A 25,727-nucleotide genomic window follows, 5' to 3' on the forward strand; every position below is an offset into this window, starting at 1 on the left:
AATTAATGAAGGTCTACTTGCTTTCATTCAGTTTAGTTATAAATTCTTCCTCTGATAGGATCGGAATATTTAATTTGTTTGCTTTTTCTAATTTTGCCGGTCCCATATTATCTCCCGCAACAACAAAATCTGTTTTTGCAGAAATAGAGCTTCCTACTTTTCCGCCGTTATCTTCGATCGTTTTCTTTAGTTCATCTCTTGAAAACTGAGTAAAAACGCCTGAAACAACAAATGTTTTTCCAACGAATTTTTCAGTAGCATTCGGATTTATTTTTTCAACTATCTCAAATTGAACCCCGTAACTTTTTAAGCGCTTAATTATTTTTTTATTTTCTTCATTCTCGAAAAATTCAATTACACTTTTGGCAATTCGTTCTCCAATTTCATCCACTAAAATTAATTCCATCAGCGAAGCCTGACTCAATGCTTCAATGTTTTTATAATGTTTGGCTAATTTTTTAGCTACAGTTTCTCCCACAAAACGAATTCCTAGTGCAAACAGAACGCTTTCGAATGGAATTTCTTTAGATTTTTCAACACCTTTTACCAAGTTTTCAGCCGATTTTTGCGCCATTCTTTCCAGATGCAAGATATCTTCTACTTTTAATTCATACAAATCGGCATAATTGTGAACCAAATCATTTTTAAAAAGCAAGGCGACTGTTTCTCCGCCAAGCCCTTCAATATCCATCGCTTTTCTCGAAATATAATGCTGGATTCTGCCGATAATCTGTGGAGGGCAGCCGTAAAAATTTGGACAATAATGATTTGCTTCACCTTCGTTTCGAACTAATTCTGTCTCACATTCCGGACAATGTGTAATGTATTTTGTTACTTCTGAATTTTCAGGGCGTTGTTCTAAATCTACTGCGATAATTTTTGGAATAATTTCACCTCCTTTTTCTACAAAAACCGTATCATTTATTCGAATATCTAATTTTTCGATTTGGTCGGCATTATGCAAAGAAGCTCTTTTTACAATTGTTCCTGCCAGCTGTACCGGTTCTAAATTTGCCACCGGAGTAATAGCTCCAGTACGTCCAACCTGATACGAAATAGATTTCAGCTTAGTCGAAACCTGCTCTGCTTTAAATTTATATGCGATTGCCCAACGAGGTGATTTTGCTGTATAACCTAATTCTTCCTGATGACGGAAACTGTTTACTTTTACAACCACACCATCCGTTTCATAAGGCAACTGGTGACGATGTACATCCCAATAATCAATAAAGTCGAAAACTTCCTGCATATTACCGGCTAATTTTGCTTCAATTGGCACTTTAAATCCCCAATCTCTCGCTGATTGTAATCCTTCTATTTGTGAAGAAAAAGGCAAATTATTACTTGTTACCGAATATAATAAACACTCTAAAGGGCGTTTGGCAACCTCAGCACTATCCTGTAATTTTAAACTTCCGGAAGCTGTATTTCTAGGATTTGAATAGGGAGCTTCTCCAATTTCAATTAACTCCTGATTCATTTTTTCAAAACCTTTTAAAGGCAGGATGATTTCTCCTCTAATATCAAATTTATCCGGATAATTCCCTTTTAATTGTAACGGAATTGATCGAATTGTTTTGATGTTATTTGTAACCTCATCTCCCTGAAAACCATCGCCACGGGTTAAAGCCTGAACCAATTTTCCGTTTTCGTAAGTAATACTGATGGATGCTCCATCATATTTTAACTCACATGTATATTGTAAATCAACGTTCCCGAGAACTCTCTGAATACGGTTTTCCCAGTCTACTAAATCTTCTTTCGAATAAGAGTTATCCAAAGAATACATTCTGAACTGATGAGGAATTGTTTTAAAGTTTTTGGTAACCGTTCCCCCAACTCGCTGCGTTGGCGAATGCTCATCAAAAAACTCAGGATGCTTGTTTTCTAAATCCTGAAGTTCTTTTAGTTTTACATCAAAATCATAATCAGAAATTGTAGCGTTATCAAGTACATAATAATTGTAATTGTGTTGATTAAGATCGTTTCGTAAAGTCTGAATTGTCTCTTGAATACTCATAAAATATTAAAAATAATGCTGATTATAATGTATAAAAACCGAGTCTCAAAATTAGGATTATTTTTTATTGTAAAATATTAAAACCTAAAAGTTTTGAAAAATCAAAAATCAAGCTGCAAAAAAATGCAACTTGATTTTCTTCTTGTCCATTATTCTTAAAAAAAGAATTAAACAAAACCAGCTTCCAAACGGTTTTAAGTTTTACACTTTAAATTTGATAATCAACAATCTACTAAACTAACCAACCTATTATTTCTGAATAATGATAAAATCTGAACGTCTGTTTAAAAGATGTTCTTCTTCTGTACATTTTACACCATTTTTACATTTATTTATTAATCGGCTTTCGCCATAACCAATCGCACTTTCGATTCTTGAAGCATCAATATTTTGCGAAATAATATAATCACGAGTTGATTTTGCCCTGTTATCAGAAAGTTTAAGGTTATAAGAATCTTTTCCTCGGGAGTCTGTATGTGATTCAATTTTAATACGGATGTTAGGGAATTTTTGCATGATAAAAACCACTTTTGACAATTCTTCAATAGCCAAAGGCGTGATATCATATTTATCGTAATCAAAATAAATTGGTTTTACGTCTACTTTTTCAACACCTTTTTTCTTTACCACCAAATCATCATAATTACTGAGTTCAAAATTAACATCTGGAATCTCGCCACCGTTTTCCTTTGTAGTCTCTGCAGTTTTTTCGTCACTGGCATAATTTGGCTTTGCCGCAATCATTTTGACTGTTTTACTACATGGGACAGTTAATGCGTATTTGCCTTCAAAATTTGTTTTTGTTTCACCCAAAATATCATTAAAAGAATTATATCCCATAATGGTAACATCTGCGAGAGGTAGTTTTGTTTTACGATCTACAGCAATTCCTGAAATAGTCTGATTACAAACCGGAATGCCTTTTGTAAAAGAATAAATATCGTCATCTCCTTTTCCTCCTTCTCTATTAGAAGACAAATAACCAAAACGGGCTGTTTTATCAATTATAAAAGCAAAATCATCCTTGTTACTGTTTATTGGAGCTCCAAGATTCTTTGGATCTGAAAAACTTCCATCAGATAAAAATTTGCTTTCGTAAACATCCAGATCTCCCCATCCGTAATGCCCATCAGAAGAAAAATAAAGTACTCCGTTGCTAAAAAACGGAAAAAGATCGTTACCAATAGTATTAATTTTTGGGCCTAAATTTACAGGAGAACTCATGGTACCGTCAGCGGCGATTTTTACATAATACAAATCGGTTTCACCATATCCTCCCGGCATATCTGAGGCAAAGAAAAGCCATTGCCCGTCTTCACTTAAGGAAGGATGCCCAACAGAATATTCGTCGCTGTTGAAAAATACTTTTTGCGGATTTTCTAACTTATTGTCGACAATAGCCCCTTTTATAATTTGAAAATTATTGGTTTTTGTTTCGTCTATAACCAATTTATTTTTTTTAACGATGTTAGTCGAATAATAAATTGTTCTTCCGCTGGTATCAAAAGTGGCAGTTGCTTCGTGGTATTTAGTCATTACGTTTGGCAAAAATACTGTTTCGTTAAATAAACTTCCATCTGCCTGATTTCTTTCGGAAACATATAAATTAAGGAAAGGCTGATTGTTCCATGTATATAGTTTTTCACTAAATTTTGTTGTGTCTCTTGCCGAAGTAAAAACAATTTTATCCTGAAAAAATGTTGCTCCAAAGTCAGATTTACTGGTATTGATATCCAGATTTTTTATTTCGTAAAGCGATTTTACTTTAGCAAGACTATCCATTTGATTTTTTTGAGTCACATATCTGTTGATCTCATTTTTATCACCTTTTTTGTCCAGATATTCTTTTGTAACCCTGTTTGCTTCATCATAATCCATGACAGCTTTCATCGATTGAATGTAACGCAGATAATAGATATCAGTCAGATTATTTCCTTGTACTTCATATAACTTTCTGTACCATTTAAGTGCGTTTCTTGAATCGGAAATAAAATAATACGAGTCGGCGGCATTTTTGATTGTTTGTGTCGAAGGTTTTTTGATGTTTTGTAAAATTTCTTCGTATGCTTTTGAAGCATCAGTATATGAATAATTTTTAAACAACGCATCGGCCTTCTTTAAATTAGTCTGAGCAAAACAAACCGTAAAGCTCAAAACCAGACTTAGGATATATAGTTTTTTCATAAGGTTTATTTTTTAGAAGAATCTTGGTGATTTGATTTTGCTTTGATTTTTGTTAAACTGATATTTCAGGATGATTTCATGCGTACCATCATTGTATTTATTCAATTCGCTTACTGTATAATCAAAAGCATATCCGAGATAAAAGCTTTTCGATATTTGAAAACCTGCCAGAATGCTTACAGAATCATCTGTACGATAAGCGCCTCCTATAACAAATTTTTCATAAAGCATAAAGTTTGCGGAAACATCTGCAGTAAGCGGTGCTCCACTAACTGCTTTTACTAAAAATGCAGGTTTAAATTTTAAATTCGGATTCAAATCAAACACATATCCTCCCATTAAATAATAGTGTAAACGATCGTAGTTTATAGATTCCTGAACATCATCATAATAATCATTTTCGATAAAGCTCGGAATTGAAAAACCTAAATACCATTTATCAGTATAATAATAAACCCCTGCTCCAACGGCTAATTTCATCTGATTGTCAATATTTTGATTTAACAAAACATCATTAGGATCGTAGTATCTACCCTTAGTCCAGTCTATATTAAGCATTCGCATACCGGCTTTTAAACCAAAAGCCAATCTTTTTTCATAGCCTAATGCCAAAGAATATGAAAAATTTCCGTCAAGGTATAATTCGCTTGATGGACCAATTTTATCATTAACAACACTTAATCCTAAACCAACCTTTTCATTTCGAAGCGGCGTATGAATCGAAAATGATTGTGTTTCCGGTGCACCTGAAATTCCTATCCATTGTGAACGATGTAAAAGTGTCGCTTCTAAAACACCGGTAGACCCGGCATAAGCCGGATTTACCGCCATAGTATTATACATATATTGTGTGTATTCCGGATCCTGTTGTGCATTTGCACTAAATGTGATGATAGAACATATTAATATTAAATACGTTTCTAATGATTTTATATATAGTTTCATAACGATACTTATTTAGTTTTAATTAATTAGATGATTAATAACGGTGCTTATCTCATTATAGATAACCATCCTTTTTTAACTTTTCCGTCTCCAATTTCTATTACATAAAAATAAGTACCGGTTGGCAGCATATCCCCTCTATTTATAACTCCCGATACGTTGGCCGTTCCATTCCAATCGTTTTGATAACCTCTTTTACTGTAAACCAAAGCTCCATATCTGTTAAAGACTTTTAATTCATTGTTTGGATATGATTCGATACAATCGATTCTGAAGAGATCATTTGCCCCGTCATTATTTGGCGTGAACTCATTATAAACCGTTAAACAAATTGGTTCTACCGAAGCTGAAGCCGAATTATTTGCAGGATTAACATCTAAAGGAGTTGAAATTTCGATAGTGGCTACATTTAGATAATCACCGTTTGGCAAGACAATCACTCTAACTTCAAGTGTTTCACTTTCTCCGGCATTTAAGGTAGGAATTGTCCAAATCTGAGTCAACGTATCATATACTCCACTTGATGTTGAAGATGAAACTAATTCATATCCGCTTGGAATTAATTCACTAACAAGCGTGTTAAGAATAGTTCCCTGCCCTACATTATTTACAGTTATTGTAAAGGTTACCTCATCACCAAAATTAGGAGTTGGATTATTAACTGTTTTTGTGATTGTAAGATCTGAACAAGTCGCAACAGTCACGTTTAATGTTTTTGTAGTGGTTTCATCACATGTATTGATATACGTTACCGTAACTGTCCCCGAACCAACATCAGACCATGAAATTGTTGCAGATCCGTCAGCAGTTCCCCCGCCGGAAGTTATTGTTCCGTTTGTAACTGACCATACATAATTTGATTTTCCGTTTGCTATTGAATACGTTACTCCCTGAAAAACACATGGTGTATCATCACTTGAAGTAATTTGTGCCAATGCATCATTTTCAAAACTAACTGCTATTGCTAAACGTGTTGCATTTGCACAGCCATTTGTTGTATTACTGATTAATGTTGCGTAATAAGTTGTCGCTGTAAGCGGTGTGTTTAGTGCTAAAGGTGTTCCGCCTGCAGGAGTACTGAACCAAACTACATTAGGTTCGTTTACCTGAATATTAGCTATGGTTGGTGCTTTTGATAAACAAAACTTTTGCGTTGTACTAGTTGTAGTAACTACTCCCGGAGTATTTACATTTACCGTAACCATTAATCGTACAGCATTTTCACACCCAATTATACTTGAAATAGCTCCATAATAAAGACCCGTAGCCAAAGTTGTTGTTGCTGGTAAAGCAGTTCCTCCTATTGGATTACTGTACCAAACTACGTTAGCTTCATTTACCTGAATATTAGCTACTGTTGGTGTATTTATTGAACAGAAGTCTTGAGTTGCTGAGTTTGTAGTTGGTGTTGCAGTAGGATTATTAATAGTTACAGTCACCTGCAATCTTGTACTGCTTTCGCAACCTGTCATTGGGTTCAAAATAGCTCCGTAGTAAATTCCGTTTACCAAAGGTGTTGCTGGGGCAATGGCGGTTGTACTGGTTAATGTACCATACCAAACTACATTTGTTTCATTTACCTGAATATTGGCAACTGTTGGCGCTTTAGAAATACAAAAATCTTGTGTATCATCATTAGTTGTCGGTGTTCCCGGATCATTTATAGTAACAGTAACCTGTAATCTTACAGCACTTTCACAACCTGTTACAGGGTCTAAAATAGCTCCGTAATAAATACCATTTGTTAAAGCGGTTGTTGGTGCAATAGCAGTTGTACTGGTTAATGAATTATACCATACAACATTAGTCTCATTTACCTGAATATCTGAAACCTTTGGCGCATTTATTAAACAGAAATCCTGGGTATCGTCTATAGTAGTAGGTGTTCCCGGATCGTTTATAGTAACAGTAACCTGTAATCTTACTGCGCTTTCACAACCTGTCACAGGGTCTAAAATAGCTCCGTAATAAATACCATTTGCTAAAGCAGTTGTTGGTGCAATGGCAGTTGTACTGGTTAATGAATTATACCAAACAACATTCGACTGAGTTACCTGAATATTTGAAACCTTTGGCGCATTTACCAAACAGAAATCCTGTGTATCATCTGTAGTGGTTGGCGTTAACGGATTAGTAACTGTTACCGTAACTTGTAATCTAACAGCGCTTTCACAACCTGTTACAGGGTCTAAAATAGCTCCGTAATAAATACCATTTGTTAAAGCGGTTGTTGGTGCGATTGCTGTTGTACTGGTTAATGAATTATACCAAACTACATTGGACTGATTCACTTGAATATTTGAAACCTTTGGCGCATTTACCAAACAGAAATCCTGAGTATCGTCTGTGGTAGTCGGTGTTCCAGAATCATTTATAGTAACTGTAACCTGTAAACGAACTGAGCTTTCACAACCTGTTATTGGATCTAAAATAGCTCCGTAGTAAATACCATTTGCTAAAGCGGTTGTTGGCGCAATAGCAGTTGTACTGGTTAATGAATTATACCAAACAACATTAGTCTCATTTACCTGAATATTTGAAACCTTTGGCGCATTTACCAAACAGAAATCCTGAGTATCATCTGTAGTAGTCGGTGTTCCCGGATCATTTATAGTAACAGTAACCTGCAAACGAACTGAGCTTTCACAACCTGTTACAGGATCTAAAATAGCTCCGTAATAAATACCATTTGCTAAAGCAGTTGTTGGTGCAATGGCAGTTGTACTGGTTAATGAATTATACCAAACAACATTGGACTGAGTTACCTGAATATTTGAAACCTTTGGCGCATTTACCAAACAGAAATCCTGTGTATCATCTGTAGTGGTTGGCGTTAACGGATTAGTAACTGTTACCGTAACTTGTAATCTAACAGCACTCTCACAACCTGTTAAAGGGTCTAAAATAGCTCCGTAATAAATACCATTTGTTAAAGCGGTTGTTGGTGCGATTGCTGTTGTACTGGTTAATGAATTATACCAAACTACATTGGACTGATTCACTTGAATATTTGAAACCTTTGGCGCATTTACCAAACAGAAATCCTGAGTATCGTCTGTGGTAGTCGGTGTTCCAGAATCATTTATAGTAACTGTAACCTGCAAACGAACTGAGCTTTCACAACCTGTTAAAGGGTCTAAAATAGCTCCGTAATAAATACCATTTGCTAAAGCTGTCGTTGGTGCAATGGCAGTTGTACTGGTTAATGAATTATACCAAACAACATTAGTCTCATTTACCTGAATATTTGAAACCTTTGGCGCATTTACCAAACAGAAATCCTGTGTATCATCTGTAGTGGTTGGCGTTAACGGATTAGTAACTGTTACCGTAACTTGTAATCTAACAGCGCTTTCACAACCTGTTACAGGGTCTAAAATAGCTCCGTAATAAATACCATTTGTTAAAGCAGTTGTTGGCGCAATAGCAGTTGTACTAGTTAATGAATTATACCAAACAACATTGGACTGAGTTACCTGAATATTTGAAACCTTTGGCGCATTTACCAAACAGAAATCCTGGGTATCATCTGTAGTGGTTGGCGTTAACGGATTAGTAACTGTTACCGTAACTTGTAATCTAACAGCGCTTTCACAACCTGTTACAGGATCTAAAATAGCTCCGTAATAAATACCATTTGTTAAAGCGGTTGTTGGTGCGATTGCTGTTGTACTGGTTAATGAATTATACCAAACAACATTGGACTGATTTACCTGAATATTAGAAACCTTTGGAGCATTCACTAAACAAAAATCCTGAGTATCGTCTGTGGTAGTCGGTGTTCCAGAATCATTTATAGTAACTGTAACCTGTAAACGAACTGAGCTTTCACAACCTGTTATTGGATCTAAAATAGCTCCGTAATAAATACCATTTGCTAAAGCTGTCGCTGGAGCAATGGCGGTTGTACTGGTTAATGAATTATACCAAACAACATTAGTCTCATTTACCTGAATATTTGAAACCTTTGGCGCATTTACCAAACAGAAATCCTGGGTATCATCTGTAGTGGTTGGCGTTAACGGATCATTTATTATTACAGTAGCTGTTTGAAGCGTCCCTCCAATATTTTCACAAGTTGTATCACTTGAAACTCCAACATAATAGGTAACCGGACTCACAGCACGTGTTAAACCTGTCACACTTAAAATTCCTGTAGAACTTATGGCATAAGTTACGCCACTTACAGTTCCGTTTGTTATAGGCTGAGTTTTATTCGCATCAAAATACCAATAAAATACAGGAGTTGATAATATACTTGTAGGTGTTAAAGTTGCCTGAACGTTATGACAAACCGTTGTATCATCAACTAAAATATCATTTTGAACTGATGGAGGTAATATTGTAAAAGTAATTTGTTTTCTGTCTGCCGCTGCAGTTTCACAAAACTCATCTGAACTAACTCCTACATAATAAGTGTAAGTCCCGGGAGTCAATCCGTTTCTAATTAACTGACTTGTTGTTTGACTTGCAATTAACTGACTTGTTGTTCCGTCAAAATTATACCAATAATAAACAGGATTTGTCAGGGATGGAGTTCCACTTAAACTTGTATTTAAAGTCACCGTTCCTGTTGGAGAGCAGATTGAAGTAACCGCTGCTCCATTAAGAGTAATATTTGTTAAAGCATTTTCAGGACTTGAAGCTCTCACTTCAATAGTAACTTCTCCTCTTGATAAAGCTTCACAACCATATCTTACCGGCTGCACGTAATATTTGTAAATTCCGGCTGCTAATGTAGCAGGAACTGCAAAAGTAATTCCATTCGCTACAACAGAACCTCCTGTTGGCGAATCGTACCATATATAATTTGAACAAGCATCTGTTGGGGTCTCAAGCGTAACATCTGTTCCCGGACAAACCGTAATTTTGTTATCAGAATCACTCCCAATTACTTTGGTATTGGCTACTCGTTCAACTGTATGAACTCTAAGAAATTCTAAAACTCCTGCAACACCCCCAAAACGAATTCTTACACGGTCATATGCCTCAGGTAAAGAGGATACAAGTACCGTTGCCATTGTATTTCCAGGCAATATTGTAACATTTAACAACGTACTATTGCTTTGAATTGGAGCTCCAACAGCAACATTTCCTAAATAACGCTGAATACTAAATCCGGTAAGTAAATTAACATTCAAAAGAGCTCCCGGTTTAGAAACCACAAGTCTTAAAGTATCACTTACAATTGATGGTGTTTTAAATGTAACTGTTAAATCAGCTGCAGCCAGAACTCCTACTCCACTATACATTGTTGCATAGGTAGAAATATCATTATCAGCCACATTCCATGCATCACTAACTCCAACAGTAGAAGTCAACGCTCCTATCCCTAAATCTGTTGCTCCATAAAATACATCCTGAATATCACCTGGTGTACAAGCTACTGTTGAAACTTTTCTCGTATAATATGCATCGAATACTTTAGTGTTTTGCGCAACGCTTAAAAGTGGTCCGGATATTACTCTAATTCCGTCATAATCTTGCGGCCCCGATGAATTTGCAGGAACAAAAGTAAACTCATACGATTTTTCGCCTGGCAATAAATTTAATAGTGCTCCTGAGACAGGCTGTATAACTCCAATAGGAACTCCGCTTTTGGTTCCAACTACTGATAAACCTTGAGCTACCGCCAATAAACTGTATTCAGCTCCCAACTTAACCGTAACCGGCGTTCCTTTTACTATGTTGGTTGGCCAGGTCAGATCCTGCCAGGTTGTACCAACTCCCAAAAGACCTACTCCTGTTACTATTGTGGAATATGTTTGTGTATTCCCGTCAATAGCATTAGTTCCATTCACTACTCCACCTGTCACAATTGAATCTGAACTTTCTCCAGTCGCATAAACTCTTTCTGTCAATAATTGACAGCTATTTGGATCTATAACATTGATCGTAATTGTTGCTGAAGTCGAACAATTAAGGGCACTTGTTGCCACTACTGTATAAGTATAAATTCCCGGAGTATTTAAAACTCCCGTTGTAAATACCGGTCCGGTCAAAGGATTTCCCTGAGGATTAAACCATGCTAATGTTCCATTTGATGTTGCATTCAACAGAATATTAGTCCCCACATTTACTGATAAAAAAGGGTTTGCAACAACCAAACTTGGTAACGGGTTAACAGAAACGGTTACCGGTAACTTACCGGATGGACATGTAACACCGTTACCTTGAGCCTGAATTGAGTAAACACCACTTGTATTTATATTTGCTGCAGCAGCAGCAGGTAAAATATTGTCTGAAGGATCATAGAAAGTATAAGTTGTATTTCCGGTCGTATCAAAACCTGTTATAGCATTAGCTAAATTTACAGTTCCACAACCTTGTAAAGTCGTACCAATTACTACCAATGGTGTAGCTGAAGGAGAATTAACCGTTACTTGTTTCAGCGTATTTATAGCATTTTCGCAAGTAATTGCATTAACGACAGACACATAATAATTATAAGATGGCACAGCTGAACTCAGACCATTAATTGTTAATACTCCTGTTGTTGGATTTTTAGAAAAAGTTACTCCCGGTTGCCCAACAACTGTAGAACCGGTTATAATTTCCTGTGCTTTATTTTGATCTGTATAATATTTGAATTGAGCTCCAACTAAAGCAGATGTTGGAGATAATACCACACTTCCGGCACAAGATGCCTCTAATGGAGTATTAATTGTCACATCTGCAGCGGTTGCAAATGGTGATACTGTTACGGTAACAGGCTGGCGAACACTGTTTACGCAAGTTCCATCACGTGTTGCCTCTAAATAATAAGTTGTTGTTGCGGTTAAAGCAGGTGTCGTATAGGTTGCTATAGGAGAAAGTTCTGCTCCTGCACTTGCAGCATCATACCATTTAAATGTTTCTCCCCCTACACCTGAACTGGCAGCTAAATTAGCTGTTTGTCCACTACAAATTGGAGACGTTGCACCAGTAACTACAGCATCTTTAAATCTATATGAAGCTCCATAAATATCTAAATTTGTTAATAATGTCACTAATCCTCCTAATCGAATCTCAACTTTATTAAATGACGCTGTCGCTATAAAACTAGCTTTAAATCTATCGCCTGATAATAATTGTAAACTTAATAGACTATTAGTAAGAAAACGTCTATCATTATTATAAGTTCCTCCATTATAAGTTGCTAAACTAACTCCGCCTAATAATGACACATCAGCCAATCCTCCGGGTAATTCTAACTCAACCTCTATAATATCTCCGGTTTGACCAGTTGTTGGAAAAGTCACGACTTGTTCGACATAAGCGCCAGCTATTCCAGCAACTGTAGAAAGTCTGGTAAATGTATTTACATTGGTATCAACAGATCCTCCAGGATTGCTGAAACTACACAAAACACATAGCAAGCCCGGATCTAAAGTTGTAACTTGTGAGTTAGCCTGTAAGCAATTACTAGCCGAATTATTTATCAAAACATTAATAGCTGTTCTTGCACTGCTTGTACAACCTGATGTTATACCTCTGGCTGTAACATAATATGTTTTATTTAATGTTAAAACCGGGGTAGTGTATGTATTGGTTCCTGTTGCCAAAGCAGTTCCATTAGTAGGTACATCATACCAATCGAATGTAACATTAGAATCCGGACTTGATACCAGCAGAGCTACACTCTGTCCTGACTGAATAACGACATTTGATGATGCCGCAATTGGTGCTGCAGGCAATGGGTTTACAGTTACTGTAACAGGAGTGCGTGTTGCACTTGAACAGCTTCCAATTGTGGCTTCAACGAAATAATTAGTATTAGCAATTAAATTTGGAGTAGTAAAAGAAGTACCGGTAAACACTAAATTTCCCGATGAAGCTGCATCATACCATTTATAAACAGTACCCCCGACAGGCGCCTGAATATTTAACGTAGTAGTCTGACCACTACAAATTGTTGTACCCGCTGTACTGATAACAGGAGCTATAGGATTATCAATTGATATCAACACAGGAAAACGCACACTATTGACACAGCCATTTCTGGTTATTTCTACATAATAAGTAGTTGGAACCGTTAAAGCAGAAGTGGTGTAAGAAGTAGTACTTCCCAAGGAAGTTCCTCCAGAAGCGACATCAAACCAATTAATAGTTTCACCTACTCCAATATTAGCTGTTATAGTTGTCGTTTGTCCGCTGCAAATAGTTCGATTAGCTAAACCTGTTGGGGATTTATATCTGTAAGTTGCCTGATAAATATCCAAACTCGTCAATACTGTTGCCAAACCTCCTAATCGAATCTCAACACGATCAAAAGCTGCTCCAGCTTCTACACTGGCTTTAAAACGATTTCCTGACAATAATTGCAGTATTATCAAAGAATTATTAATTAAAACTCTATCATTATTATAAGTTACTCCATTGTAAGTTGCCAAACTAACGGCACCCAAAAGAGCAACATCTGCTAATCCACCAGGCAATTCTAATTCAACATCAACAATATCTCCTGCTCTTCCAGGGTTATTGAATTGTAATGTTTGCTGAATCCATCCGGTTAATAAACCAACAGGAACAGTAAGTCTTGTTGCTGTTGCAGAATTTCCATCAACAGAATTATTAGGGTCTGTTACGCCACACAATAAGCATAACCCATTTCGATTTGTTTGCTGGCTACTGGCTGCTAAACACCCCCCCAAAGCTGCTGGCTGAAGATTAACCACTACCGGAACTCTTGCACTAACGCAATTTCCATTTGCACTTTGACTTTCAATATAATATGTTTTTGAAGCAGTCAAAACTGGTGTCGTAAATGTAGGTGAATTAATTGCAATTGCAGATCCGCCACTGGCAACATCATACCAATTTAGTGTCACTCCTACTTCAGAAGTAGTAGCATTTAAAGTAGCGTTTTGACCAGACTGAATGGTAACACTTTGAGTTAAAACTGTTGGAACAGAAGGTATAGCAGTCGAAATTATATCAACTTGAGTTCTTGCCGGACTCAAACAGCTTCCTATTACAGCTTCAACGTAAAAACTTGTGGTTCCTAAAGGAACAGTTGGCGAATAAGTAGTTCCCGATGCTAAAGAAACTCCGTTTGAAGAAACATTATACCAATTATAAGTGGTTCCCGGTATTGGATTTATTACAAATAATGTAGTTTGCTGAGTTATTCCAGAGGAACAGATAGAAGTCCCTGAAGCGCTTATCACTGGTGCTACAGGATTAGAAACATTAACATGTACTGGAACACGTTCACTCCCTTCACAACCAGCAGCTCGCGTAACACCCAAATAATATGTAGTATCAGCAGTTAAAATTGGAGTCGTATAATTATTTCCTGTGGCTAATGGCGTGGTTGATGTAGCTGAACTATACCAGGCAAGCGTTGTTCCCGCTACAGGAGTTGCAGATAAATTCAAAGAATTTCCAGAACAAACTGTCTGTATTAAACCATTTGTAACAGTTGGTTTTGCAAAATCCAATCTTACATCATACACTCTTAAATTTACCAATGCACTAAGAAGTCCTCCTACCTGAATTCGCACTTGATTTGTATCGCCTGGCAATGTATATCGTATTACAGCTATTTGATTACCTGGCAATAATTGAAGATTTAATAGTCCGTTGTTTAATGCCACCGGATCATCTACATTAGCTCCCGAAAGTTTTGCCTGAATGGTCACATTTGATAATAAACTAAGATTCAGTAAACCACCTCCTGTTCCAAAATAAATTACAATTTGATCTCCAGCCTTCGCAGTTTGATTAAAAGTCAATGTCTCTTGTGCAAAACAAGCTAAACCAAGTACATTGCTTATAGTAGCAAAGGTACTCATACTTGTATCAAATGCATCATCTGGGTCGCTCACACTCATTCCTGCACATAAAAAACCACCTGTACTATTTGTCTGTGAAGTTGGTCTACATACATTTTGAGCAAAAGAATTTGAAAATAAGAGCAAAAAAAACAATGCCCCAAATAATCCCCTCTGGAAGTTGAGATTAGTAATTTGTAATTTTTTTTTCATAATTTGGAAGATTAGAAAATGGACAATAGAAACCCTGTTGTAATAAGACATTCGTCTTATACAATTTAAAAAAAATTAAAAATCAATCAGTTAACATCTAAGCTCCAATTCAAAAAATTGAGCTTAATCTAAAATTTAAAAAAAATAAAAATGCAACCAAAGAGCGCTTTTATTGACAAATAAAAAACGTCTTAAATATTTGCAGAAGCATGAACTGAACCAAGCTTCAAAAAGGAGTGATTTGTTTTAAAATAATTTTAATTCAGAATTCATTTATATATTGTACAATTTGACACTTACAAAAAGTTGATTACTCTTTTTATAAAAAACATTTTTTTTAAAATTGAATACAATATATTCTCTTGTATAAAAGTTAATCATAACATTGATTAACAACTCATCAATTGGGGTGGGGGTGGGGGAAAAATAAAATACAACCGTAAGTTTTAAATTTATGGGTAAGTTTTGATTTATAAATAAACTTATTTATAAAAACCAAAATAACACTAATACCGAATGCAAATTTGATAAAGAAAGTAAATATTAAGTCCATAAGCAACATTTATACGTTATTATAAAAACTTCACATTATGCAATAAAAAAGTAATTTCTTTTATTTTGAAATAATAAATTATGATTTTAAGATTTCAACTAATAAAACTTTTTGTTTAAGCTTTATAATCTAAAATTAAAAAAAAATAAATTACCAAACAAATGTAAAATTCTTATTTTTTTCAAATCACAAAAAGAATAAACACACAAAAAGAAGCTTAAACGTTATAAATACTATGTTTTTTCAAACCAAATAATACTTAAAATTCTCAAAAAATAATACATTAATTTTATATTATCATTTTATTTTGTAATAAAAAACACATAAAAACAGATGTTTTATTCATTTTAGCAATTAAAAAAGCTTTTAGTAAGACCAAAAAAAAACAAATTATCAAATTTGCAAAAAAACAGGTATAAATACGGGTATAAAAAACCCAAAGACTAAACAAAAGTTAAAAAAAATAAGAAAAAATAAGGAAAACAAAAAAATAAGATTTTTTTTTAATCCAGAAAACATCTAAATTCTGTATTACATTTTAATAATAGAATTGATTTGTTTAAACAATTGACCATCACTTAAAAAAGCTCCTTGTTGAATTAATTCAAAAATTGAAGAATTCCGATCCTCAGTAAAGACTTTCTTTCCCGTTTTCATTTCAATTGCATCAGTAAACATATTATCACTTAACCATTGCAAACCCTCTTTAGTCAGGAAATCAGTTTCCGCAACCAAAGATTTCAACACAATAGACTGAACATAAGTTTCAAAACATTGAAATAAAAATATATGATTTTTAGAAAAATGTTCTAAAAATTCTGCCCTCGACAAAACCCCTTCCCAAATTAAATCCGAAAAAACGTCTAATTCCTGCTCCGCAACTTCCGGCTTATTTATTTTAAGAGAATCCCACTCTGCTTTATCAATAGCTTGCGTAGCTAAAAAGCTGGCAAATTCTGCATGTAATTCATCAAACTGCTCTTTTGTTAACCTTGTGTATTTCATTTTTAATTAAGCTTTATGCCTTACGCTATAAGCTATAAGCAAATTGCTTAAGGCAAATAACATTAAGTTTGTTATCTATCTTTTTTAAACAAAAAAATCCCGACTCGCATCGGGATTTTTACTATAGTATTTTAAACTATTACTTTTCAGCAACAATTTCGTATGGTAACTCAACAATAACATCTCTGTGTAAACGGATGCTTGCAGAATATTTCCCAGTACGTTTAACGATACCGCTAGTGATGAATTTTCTATCAATAGCATTACCTGATTTCTCTAAAGCTTCAGCAATGTCGATGTTTGTGATAGAACCAAAAAGTTTCTCTCCACCAGCTTTTGCAGTAAGTTTAATTTCAAGAGCTTTTAAAGTTTCAGCCAATGCTTTTGCATCAGCAACAACTTTAGCTTCTTTATGTGCTCTTTGTTTTAGATTTTCAGCTAAAACTTTTTTAGCAGAAGGAGTTGCTAATGTAGCAAATCCCTGAGGAATTAAAAAGTTACGACCGTAACCAGGTTTTACAGATACTACATCATCTTTAAATCCTAAGTTTTGTACGTCTTGTTTTAAAATAAGTTCCATGTTGTTGTCCTTATATTATTAGAAGTTAGGTTCTGATTAAACAGAAACCAGCGACTAGAGTTTTTAATTATTTTAATAAATCGGCCACGTATGGCATTAAAGCTAAGTGACGAGCTCTTTTTACAGCTACAGACACTTTTCTTTGGTATTTCAAAGAAGTTCCTGTTAAACGACGAGGAAGAATTTTTCCTTGCTCATTAACGAATTTCAATAAGAAATCAGCATCTTTATAATCAATATATTTGATACCTGATTTTTTGAAACGACAATATTTTTTAGTCTTGTTAGTTTCTATGTTTAAAGGCGTAAGATATCTGATATCCCCGTCTTTTTTTCCTGAAGCAGATTGTTGTAATGTTGCCATGATAATTAAGCTTTTGTAGATTTAAGTTTAGCTCTTCTTCTTTCAGCCCAAGAAATAGCATGTTTGTCAAGACTTACAGTCAGGAAACGCATAACTCTTTCGTCACGTCTGAATTCAGTTTCAAAAGCAATCAGAACTTCTCCAGCTACTTTGAATTCGAATAAATGGTAAAAACCACTTTTTTTGTTTTGGATTTCGTAAGCCATTTTTTTAAGACCCCAATCCTCTTTCGATACCATTTCAGCTCCTCTACTAGTAAGAAATTCTTCAAATTTCGTTACTGTTTCCTTTACCTGAACCTCAGATAAAACGGGATTTAAAATGAAAACAGTTTCATAATGATTCATAAATACAATATTTATTTGTTAAAATTGGGTGCAAAAGTAACTATTATTTTTGAATAACCAACATTTTTTTTCTTTTATTCGTTGAAATGCAAAAAACAGACATTCATCTTAGTTTATTTTCGAAAAAAATAATACATTTACTATTGTAATCCTGAATTCATTAAATTCAAACTCTTATGAAACTAAACTGTGTTGTTGTAGATGATAGTTCTATACAGAGGGCAATTATTGCAAAATTAGTAAACAATCATCCTGGTCTGCACCTAATTGGAGACTTTTCTAACGCAATAGAAGCAAAAAGTTGCATGTCTTTAAATAATATTGATTTAATATTTTTAGATATCGAAATGCCTGTTATTAACGGTTTTGATTTTCTTGATGGCTTAAAATCAAAACCTCAAATTATTTTTATTACTTCTAAAGCTGAATATGCTTTAAAAGCATTTGATTATGATGCCACTGACTATCTTCAAAAACCTATAGCTGTAGATCGTTTTAATGCTTCTGTAAAAAGGGCTCTTGACATGCATATCCTCAAAAAAGAAATAAAGGAAGAAGAAGGAGAACATATTTTCATCAAAAGCAACTTAAAAAAACTTAAGATTTTCACAGCAAAAATCAAATGGATTGAAGCTTTCGGTGATTATGTAAGAGTAGTTACTGAGGACGACAGTAATTTAGTTCTTTCTACAATGAAATCTTTTGAAAATGACTTATCAAAAGAAAAATTTATCCGTGTTCACAAATCCTACATTATTAATATTGATAAAGTAGAACGTTTTAATAGTAAATTTGCCGAAATTGGTATTACTAAAATTCCATTGAGCCGAAACAAAAAAGAAGACCTTGTAAGAGCGCTGTCAACTTAATCTTTTTAATAAAAATCGACATTAATAATTAATTTTATAGCTCTGTACTGGGCCACCGCTTCAAAACTATTCAACATTTTCTGAATAGTTTTTTTTGTGTTCCCCAATTGTACATTTTGCGGAATCTTAATTAAAATTGTCCTGATATATTCATTTCTGATTCTGTTAATTGCAGGTTCCTCCGGACCTAAGACCGGCATGTTCAAATTTTGACTTAAAACCTGATACATCCACATAGATCCTTCTTTCAATTTATCAAAATCACGGTGTTTTAAAGTCAGTTTTATAATTCGGAAATAAGGAGGATATTTATAAATTTGCCTGTCATATAATTGCTCCTTATACATACCTGTATAATTATGCATGGTAACCTGCTGAATTGTATTATGATTCGGATTATAAGTCTGAATTACAACTTTCCCTTGCTTTTCAGATCTTCCGGCTCTTCCTGCTACTTGAGTCATCATCTGAAAACTCCGCTCAAAAGCTCTAAAATCCGGATGATGCAGCATGTTATCGGCATTCATAATTCCGACCAGACTTACATTATCAAAATCTAATCCTTTAGCAAGCATTTGAGTTCCAACTAAAATATCTATTTCTCTATTTTTAAAAGTATCGATAATCTTCTCAAAACCAAATTTACCACGCGTTGTATCCTGATCCATTCGTCCGGTTTTAGCTTTCGGAAAAAGAGACACTAATTCTTGTTCGATTTGTTCTGTCCCGAAACCTTTTGTGGTCAAATCAATACTCGAACAGCTATGGCAGTGCGTAGGTTTTGCAATGGAATACCCGCAATAATGACATCGCAGTTGATTTTTATGTTTATGAAAAGTCAAACTCACATCGCATTGCTGACAATGTGGTACATGACCACAGGTTAAACACTCAATAACAGGAGAATATCCTCTTCTGTTTTGAAACAAAATCACCTGTTCGCCCAAAGACAACGCTTCTGCAATTTCTTCGATTAAAAGATCACTAAAATGCCCCGTCATCTTTTTTCTGAAATGCTTGTCTTTCAAATCAACTAAAACAATTTCCGGCATTCGGACATTATTGTAACGCTCTGTAATTGTAACTAAACCGAATTTTTCAATCTGAGTATTAAAATAGGTTTCAATACTTGGGGTTGCAGATCCTAAAAGCACTTTAGCATTATGAAAATTAGCCAAAACAATTGCCGAATCTCTCGCATGATACCTTGGAGCCGGATCTGTCTGCTTAAAAGTTTGTTCGTGTTCTTCATCAACAATCAACAATCCCAGATTATTAAAAGGCAAAAACAAAGCCGACCTCGCTCCTATTACAATTTGTGCTTTGTCTGAATTTTGAAGTGTTTGTTTCCAGACTTCAACTCTTTCGTTATTACTGTATTTCGAATGAAAAACAGCAACTTTATCTCCAAAATGAAGTCGCAAACGAGAAACTAATTGTGTCGTCAATGCAATTTCAGGCAATAAATACAATACTTGCTTTCCTGTTTGTAAATACTCCTCGATTAACTTTATATATATTTCAGTTTTTCCGCTTGATGTAACACCGTGAAGCAGACAAACTTCTTTTTCCAAGAAACTATTTTTAATTTCGCCGAAAGCCTTTTCCTGCGCATCACTTAACAACAATTGTTTTTCTGAAGCTTTTCCATCAAAAGAAACTCTATCCTGTTGCAGGTAATATTCTTCGAAAATTTCTTTTTCTATTAAGGCTTTTACAACTGCCGAAGTCGAATTTGAAATTTCAACTAATTTCTTAACCGTAATAGGCTTTTTCTCTGAAGCGCTAATTTGAAAATACGCCAAAACAATTTCTTTTTGTTTATTCGCATTTTTTAAAACTTCCAGCAATTCAGTTAAACCACTGTCTGATTCATACTTTGAATGTAATTTTACATATCGAACCAGTTTCGGCTTATAACTTTCTTTTATTTCTTCTTCTAAAACAACAATATCCTTAGCCATCAGCTTTTGAAGAATCGGAAAAACATTCTTTTTGTTCAAGATCGAAATAATCTCCTGAACCTTTAGTGAACTCTGCTGTTGTAAGGCTTCATAAATCAAAAATTCATCATCTGATAATTCATTTTGATTTACAGCAACATCAGCTTTATGCGAAATAATCGTTTCACTCTCCAGTAATAATCCACTCGGAAAAGCGCCTCGATACACATCACCAATACCGCACATATAATAATTTGCGACCCAAAGCCAATGTTTAATTTGAGTTTCGGTAGCAATTGGTTTTTCGTCTAATATCTGATGAATTTCTTTGGCTTCATACAAACCTGGCTCATTTTGATGTAAATCAATAACCAATGCCGTATAAATTTTGCTTTTCCCAAAAGGCACTGCCACTCTCATTCCTTTTTTAATAAAATGGAATTCGGTCTCAGAAACACAATAGGTAAAGGTTTTAGCTAAAGAAAGCGGTAAAACAACTTCGACAAAAAACATGTAATTATTTTAAAATTGGTGAATTATTTTTTACCCGAAGCCTGTGCAGCATTATATGCCTGAACCATTTTCAAAGTATGTTGTAAAGATTCTGTATTTATCCAATCATCATGACCCGGAATAATATAAATTGGATTCTTAAATTTCGTTTGTACTTTTTTGATTGATTTCTCCCATTCTTTAACATCTGCATCACCCAAATATCCTAAATCTTTTGCTTCTGCACTCTTGATAAAACAACCTCCATAAAGCACTTTTTCTTTATCAAACCAAATTACAATATTGTCAGGTGTATGACCTTTTCCCGGATAAAAAACTTCAAATTTATACTTTCCTACTGCAAAAACTGTATCATTTGGAATTATATATTCGGCTCTTTTTTTATTATCCTTTTTAAGAATATCATCTGTTAACTTAATAGAATAAGTCCTGATTCCTTTCTGGCGGTAAAACCTAAATCCACCTGCACGGTCATCATGTGAGTGTGTAGCAAAAATCATCACCACCTTTTTATTGTGTTTTGCTATTATACTATCCAATAGAGGCTGATGCTGTGTTTGATCCCAAGGCGTATCAAACAAAACAACACCTTTATCTGTAACAAGGTACATAGCATTTGCAGCAGTCAGCGTTCCTTTATAATCATGAAATGTCTTATAAATATAAAAGTCACCTGTAAGATGACTTATTTGTAATGGCGAATTCTTAGATTGTCCAAAACTATCAAATAGCAATGCAAAAAATAAGATTATCGATGCTAATGTTCGCATTTTATTTCCAAAATTAATTTTTCACCCGCGTCCAGTATTGTGTTCTTCCCACAATTGAAATCCCTACATAACCGCGAAGTTTTAATTTATCTGCAGAATCTAACGTAATATAACACTTGTATTTTTTTCCGTTTGTAGGATCCAAGATTGTTCCTCCATTATATTCAGAACCGTCTTTTTTAAGTCCGTTAATGATTATCATACCTAAAATCGGCTTGTTTTTTTCAGCTCCTTCACATTTAGAACATACATCTTTTTTATGATCGGCACGGAGTATCTCTATAACTTTCCCGTATATTTTTCCGGATTTTTCATAAACTTCTACTATTGATTTTGCCTCTCCGGTTTCATCATCAATTGTTTTCCACTTTCCAATAACACTTTGCGCCTGAGCAGCGCTTAGAGTTAGAAAAAAAACAGCAATAGTCAACATCCAATTTTTCATAATTCTATTTATTTTTTTGCCTTAATTTTCGAATAGTTGCATTGAGCTCAAAGCCCAAAAGCAGTATCATACAGTTTATCCAAATGTAAAACATTAGAATTAATAATGTCCCAATAGAACCATAAAGTTCGTTGTATTTCGAAAATTTTATAACCCAAATTCCAAAAAAGAACGAAGATATAACAATTAAGATGGTCGTAAAAACAGAACCTATACTTATAAAAGGTACTTTATTATACTGCTTCGTACCATAGCGCAATAATACTGAAGACGTTATCAAAATCATTAAAATAACAAACAAATATCTTCCTAAAATAATCAGCGGAATTCTATCACTTAACACATCCTGAATGATTGTTTTTTGGATAAATACCTCAAAAACCACAATTGTAGCTACTGTTACAAACAATATAATCGTCATTACAAGCGAAATCGCCAAAGCAACCAGATATTGATGAAAAAAACCTCGCTTATCAAAAACATGTTTTGAGGATTCGAAACCACTAAGAATACCATTAATTCCGTTTGCCATTAAGAAAATAGAAAGCAAAAATCCTGACGATAATAAACCTGAGTGACTATTATTTAAAATATCACTGATTATTTTACTAATTGCATCATAAGTATTTGGAGGAACTCCTTGTTGCACAAACTGTAAAAAATCTTCCTGAAACCCTTCAATCGGAATATAAGGAATCAAGTTCAGGATGAATAATGCGAAAGGAAACAAGGCCATAAAAAAGCTAAACGATACCGCACTGGCGTGATACGAAAAAGCACCTTCAAGAATCCCAAGAATATACATTTCAAGCAAATCATACAACGAAAAGCCTTCCAACCATGGTAATTGTATTTTTTTTAAAAACCGCACTATAAAACTTACCACTGGCACTTTTTCAAGCCGGTCTTCTATTTCTTGGGACATATTTTTTTAGATTTTTAGACTTCTTAATTATTTCGTCAGTCAGATTTTAGAATGTTTTAAAACCATAACTTAAAACGCTTTCAAACTCAGATCCATATTATAAACCGAATGAGTTAAAGCTCCGGATGAAATATAATTTACACCGCAAAGTCCGTACTCCCGAATCGTCTTTTCGCTAATATTTCCTGAAGACTCTGTCTGGCATTTAGTACCAATTAATGCCACAGCCGTTTTTGTATCTTCATAATTAAAGTTATCAATTAAAATCCTGTGAACTCCGTCGCTTAACAAAATTTCACGAATTTCATCTAAATTTCTGGCCTCCACAATAATCTTTAAATCGAGATTATTAGCTTTAAGATATTCCTTGGTTTTTTTTATAGCAAACGTAATTCCCCCTGCAAAATCAATATGATTATCTTTCAGCATTATCATATCATATAAGGCATAACGATGGTTTTCACCTCCACCTATTTTCACGGCCCACTTTTCAGCAACCCTAAAATTTGGAGTTGTTTTACGGGTATCTAATATTTTAGCGCCGGTTCCTTCTAAAAGTTGCATTAATTGGCTGGTCTTTGTAGCGATGGCAGACATGCGTTGCATGGTATTCAAAACCACTCTTTCTGACTTTAAAATTGATTGCGAACTTCCGGAAACTTCAAAAACTACATCACCGTATTCTACATGAGTTCCATCTTCTATAAAAGTTTTCACTTTTAATTTTGGATCAACAAATTCAAAAATCATTTTTGCCAATACAACACCGGCAATAATTCCCTGATCTTTTACTAATAATTTAGCTTGTCCGTGCGCTGCATCAGGGATACATGCTAACGAACTAAAATCTCCCGGGCCTACATCTTCTCGAATTGCATTACTAATCAATAGTTGTAATTCGGCTTGAAATTGTGCTTCGCTAATCATTTTTTTAATTTTATAAGATGCTAAAATAGGACATATTTTGTGGATTTGAAAGTTTCATCTCTGTGAAAAATGAAAATTTCAGAAGAAACTTCTTCTAATTAATCTAAAAAAAATCAAAGAACATTAAATACCTTTGAGGTTCATTCAAATAAAATTATGGGATTAATTAAAGATATTTACTCGGTTTCATTTTACGAAAATTTTGGTCAGGCTGTCGCCGAAGTACATCCTTCATTCAATAAACAGAAATTTACAGAAACGATTTACGAAGACAATTTTGCTCAAAAGGAATGGAAAGACCGAATGAAACATACAACAGTTGTTTTACATCAATTTATGCCTCAAAACTTTCCTGAAGCCGTATCTTTAATCGATAAAATCATCGAAAACCTAAAAAGAAAAAGTTTTGCCGATAGTAATCTGGCTTTCATCTTTTTTGCTGATTATATTGAAGTATATGGCTTAGATGATTTTAAAACTTCTACAAAGGCCTTTGTTTCCATCACACAATTTATTAGTTGCGAATTTGCTGTTCGTCCTTTCATTTTAAAATACAAAGAGCAAATGATAGATGAAATGACAAAATGGTCTTTGCATGAAAATCATCACGTACGCCGACTGGCAAGCGAAGGTTCAAGACCGAAATTACCATGGGCAATGGCAATTCCGTTTCTTAAAAAAGATCCCGCATCTATTCTTCCCATTTTAGAAAACCTGAAAAATGACCCGTCAGAATATGTCCGAAGAAGTGTAGCTAATAATTTAAATGATATTACCAAAGATAATCCTGAAATTGTACTTGAAATTGCTCAAAAATGGAAAGATCACGGTACAGAAACTGACGGAATTGTCAAACACGGCTGTCGAACGTTATTAAAACAAGGACATCCAGAAATTCTGAGTCATTATGGACTGGAAAGCACTAATATTGAACTTTCCTCTTTCGAAATCAAAACACCAATTGTAAAAATTGGTGATTATCTGCAGTTTCAATTTTACTTAAACAATAAAAATGCCGATCCGAAAACCGTTCGCTTAGAATATGCTGTTCATTATAAAAAATCAAAAGGGCACCTGGCAAAAAAGGTCTTTAAAATCAGTGAAAAAATTTACCCTCCCAATCAATTGACTAAAGTTGAGAGAAATCAATCTTTTAGACTAATTACGACTCGTGTTTTTTATACAGGAATACATCAATTGTCGATTATTATTAATGGAACAGAAAGTGAACCACTGGAATTTGAGTTGATAAATTAAAAATAAACAAACTGTATTTCTTATTTTTATAGATAATCCCGATTTTTTTTTCTTAATCTAAATTAAGTTACAGATTGAGACTACAACTGTAATTTTGTTTTCAAATCAAATA

The 25,727-nt window shown here is 34.3% G+C and carries 15 protein-coding genes; 2 read left to right on the plus strand and 13 right to left on the minus strand.

What is annotated here, in order from left to right:
• Positions 1–13: 13 nt before the first annotated feature.
• The 8 genes from ligA to rpsF all read right to left on the minus strand — a co-directional run bounded on the left by ligA (position 14) and on the right by rpsF (position 17,966).
• Positions 14–2,020, minus strand: coding sequence for an NAD-dependent DNA ligase LigA (gene ligA / locus FLV_RS09905; RefSeq protein WP_243233393.1), 2,007 nt, complete (start codon positions 2,018–2,020; stop codon positions 14–16).
• Positions 2,021–2,269: 249 nt separating this feature from the next.
• Entirely contained in the window at positions 2,270–4,204 is a 1,935-nt protein-coding gene (locus FLV_RS09910; protein WP_243233396.1) for an OmpA family protein, read from the minus strand.
• A 12-nt stretch (positions 4,205–4,216) separates the two neighbouring features.
• Positions 4,217–5,149, minus strand: a complete 933-nt coding sequence (locus FLV_RS09915; RefSeq protein WP_243233399.1) for a type IX secretion system membrane protein PorP/SprF — start codon at positions 5,147–5,149, stop codon at positions 4,217–4,219.
• A 47-nt stretch (positions 5,150–5,196) separates the two neighbouring features.
• Entirely contained in the window at positions 5,197–15,117 is a 9,921-nt protein-coding gene (locus FLV_RS09920) for a gliding motility-associated C-terminal domain-containing protein (protein WP_243233403.1), read from the minus strand.
• 1,084 nt (positions 15,118–16,201) lie between these two features.
• Positions 16,202–16,675 (minus strand): DUF6495 family protein, encoded by a 474-nt coding sequence (locus FLV_RS09925; protein WP_243233404.1) that lies wholly within the window; start codon positions 16,673–16,675, stop codon positions 16,202–16,204.
• 139 nt (positions 16,676–16,814) lie between these two features.
• Positions 16,815–17,255: a 50S ribosomal protein L9 gene (rplI, locus tag FLV_RS09930; RefSeq protein WP_243233406.1), complete on the minus strand. Its 441-nt coding sequence runs from the start codon at positions 17,253–17,255 to the stop codon at positions 16,815–16,817.
• A 67-nt stretch (positions 17,256–17,322) separates the two neighbouring features.
• Positions 17,323–17,619 carry a 30S ribosomal protein S18 gene (gene rpsR, locus FLV_RS09935; RefSeq protein ID WP_007138295.1) on the minus strand — a complete coding sequence of 99 codons (297 nt, stop codon included), beginning with the start codon at positions 17,617–17,619 and terminating at the stop codon, positions 17,323–17,325.
• Between the two features lie 5 nt (positions 17,620–17,624).
• Positions 17,625–17,966, minus strand: coding sequence for a 30S ribosomal protein S6 (rpsF, locus tag FLV_RS09940; protein ID WP_007810575.1), 342 nt, complete (start codon positions 17,964–17,966; stop codon positions 17,625–17,627).
• Between the two features lie 176 nt (positions 17,967–18,142).
• On the opposite strand from rpsF, the gene FLV_RS09945 reads away from it, so the two are divergent.
• Complete coding sequence (locus FLV_RS09945; RefSeq protein WP_243233409.1) at positions 18,143–18,835, plus strand: LytR/AlgR family response regulator transcription factor; 693 nt, start codon at positions 18,143–18,145, stop codon at positions 18,833–18,835.
• Positions 18,836–18,840: 5 nt separating this feature from the next.
• On the opposite strand, the gene priA is transcribed toward FLV_RS09945, so the two are convergent.
• From priA to nadC, 5 genes are all read right to left on the minus strand, one after another.
• Positions 18,841–21,291: a primosomal protein N' gene (gene priA / locus FLV_RS09950; RefSeq protein ID WP_243233412.1), complete on the minus strand. Its 2,451-nt coding sequence runs from the start codon at positions 21,289–21,291 to the stop codon at positions 18,841–18,843.
• Between the two features lie 23 nt (positions 21,292–21,314).
• A complete protein-coding gene (gene bla-B1-FLAV, locus FLV_RS09955; RefSeq protein ID WP_243233415.1) occupies positions 21,315–22,061 on the minus strand; it encodes a subclass B1 metallo-beta-lactamase in 747 nt (248 codons plus the stop codon).
• Between the two features lie 13 nt (positions 22,062–22,074).
• Positions 22,075–22,506 carry a DUF2147 domain-containing protein gene (locus tag FLV_RS09960; protein ID WP_243233418.1) on the minus strand — a complete coding sequence of 144 codons (432 nt, stop codon included), beginning with the start codon at positions 22,504–22,506 and terminating at the stop codon, positions 22,075–22,077.
• A 4-nt stretch (positions 22,507–22,510) separates the two neighbouring features.
• Complete coding sequence (locus FLV_RS09965; protein ID WP_243233425.1) at positions 22,511–23,431, minus strand: YihY/virulence factor BrkB family protein; 921 nt, start codon at positions 23,429–23,431, stop codon at positions 22,511–22,513.
• A gap of 69 nt (positions 23,432–23,500) precedes the next feature.
• Positions 23,501–24,358, minus strand: coding sequence for a carboxylating nicotinate-nucleotide diphosphorylase (gene nadC, locus FLV_RS09970; protein ID WP_243233429.1), 858 nt, complete (start codon positions 24,356–24,358; stop codon positions 23,501–23,503).
• Between the two features lie 156 nt (positions 24,359–24,514).
• Here nadC and FLV_RS09975 point away from each other — a divergent pair, with 156 nt between their 5' ends.
• Positions 24,515–25,615 carry a DNA alkylation repair protein gene (locus tag FLV_RS09975; RefSeq protein WP_243233430.1) on the plus strand — a complete coding sequence of 367 codons (1,101 nt, stop codon included), beginning with the start codon at positions 24,515–24,517 and terminating at the stop codon, positions 25,613–25,615.
• Positions 25,616–25,727: the final 112 nt, after the last annotated feature.

Origin of the sequence: Flavobacterium pectinovorum (assembly GCF_022802975.1) — a bacterium.
GTDB classification, from domain to species: domain Bacteria; phylum Bacteroidota; class Bacteroidia; order Flavobacteriales; family Flavobacteriaceae; genus Flavobacterium; species Flavobacterium pectinovorum_B.

Bases quoted from the DNA above. Each gene is read 5' to 3' on its own strand.
- ligA (WP_243233393.1), bottom strand. From the start codon at position 2,020: ATGAGTATTCAAGAGACAATTCAGACTTTACGAAACGATCTTAATCAA.
- FLV_RS09910 (WP_243233396.1), bottom strand. From the start codon at position 4,204: ATGAAAAAACTATATATCCTAAGTCTGGTTTTGAGCTTTACGGTTTGT.
- FLV_RS09915 (WP_243233399.1), bottom strand. From the start codon at position 5,149: ATGAAACTATATATAAAATCATTAGAAACGTATTTAATATTAATATGT.
- FLV_RS09920 (WP_243233403.1), bottom strand. From the start codon at position 15,117: ATGAAAAAAAAATTACAAATTACTAATCTCAACTTCCAGAGGGGATTA.
- FLV_RS09925 (WP_243233404.1), bottom strand. From the start codon at position 16,675: ATGAAATACACAAGGTTAACAAAAGAGCAGTTTGATGAATTACATGCA.
- rplI (WP_243233406.1), bottom strand. From the start codon at position 17,255: ATGGAACTTATTTTAAAACAAGACGTACAAAACTTAGGATTTAAAGAT.
- rpsR (WP_007138295.1), bottom strand. From the start codon at position 17,619: ATGGCAACATTACAACAATCTGCTTCAGGAAAAAAAGACGGGGATATC.
- rpsF (WP_007810575.1), bottom strand. From the start codon at position 17,966: ATGAATCATTATGAAACTGTTTTCATTTTAAATCCCGTTTTATCTGAG.
- FLV_RS09945 (WP_243233409.1), top strand. From the start codon at position 18,143: ATGAAACTAAACTGTGTTGTTGTAGATGATAGTTCTATACAGAGGGCA.
- priA (WP_243233412.1), bottom strand. From the start codon at position 21,291: ATGTTTTTTGTCGAAGTTGTTTTACCGCTTTCTTTAGCTAAAACCTTT.
- bla-B1-FLAV (WP_243233415.1), bottom strand. From the start codon at position 22,061: ATGCGAACATTAGCATCGATAATCTTATTTTTTGCATTGCTATTTGAT.
- FLV_RS09960 (WP_243233418.1), bottom strand. From the start codon at position 22,506: ATGAAAAATTGGATGTTGACTATTGCTGTTTTTTTTCTAACTCTAAGC.
- FLV_RS09965 (WP_243233425.1), bottom strand. From the start codon at position 23,431: ATGTCCCAAGAAATAGAAGACCGGCTTGAAAAAGTGCCAGTGGTAAGT.
- nadC (WP_243233429.1), bottom strand. From the start codon at position 24,358: ATGATTAGCGAAGCACAATTTCAAGCCGAATTACAACTATTGATTAGT.
- FLV_RS09975 (WP_243233430.1), top strand. From the start codon at position 24,515: ATGGGATTAATTAAAGATATTTACTCGGTTTCATTTTACGAAAATTTT.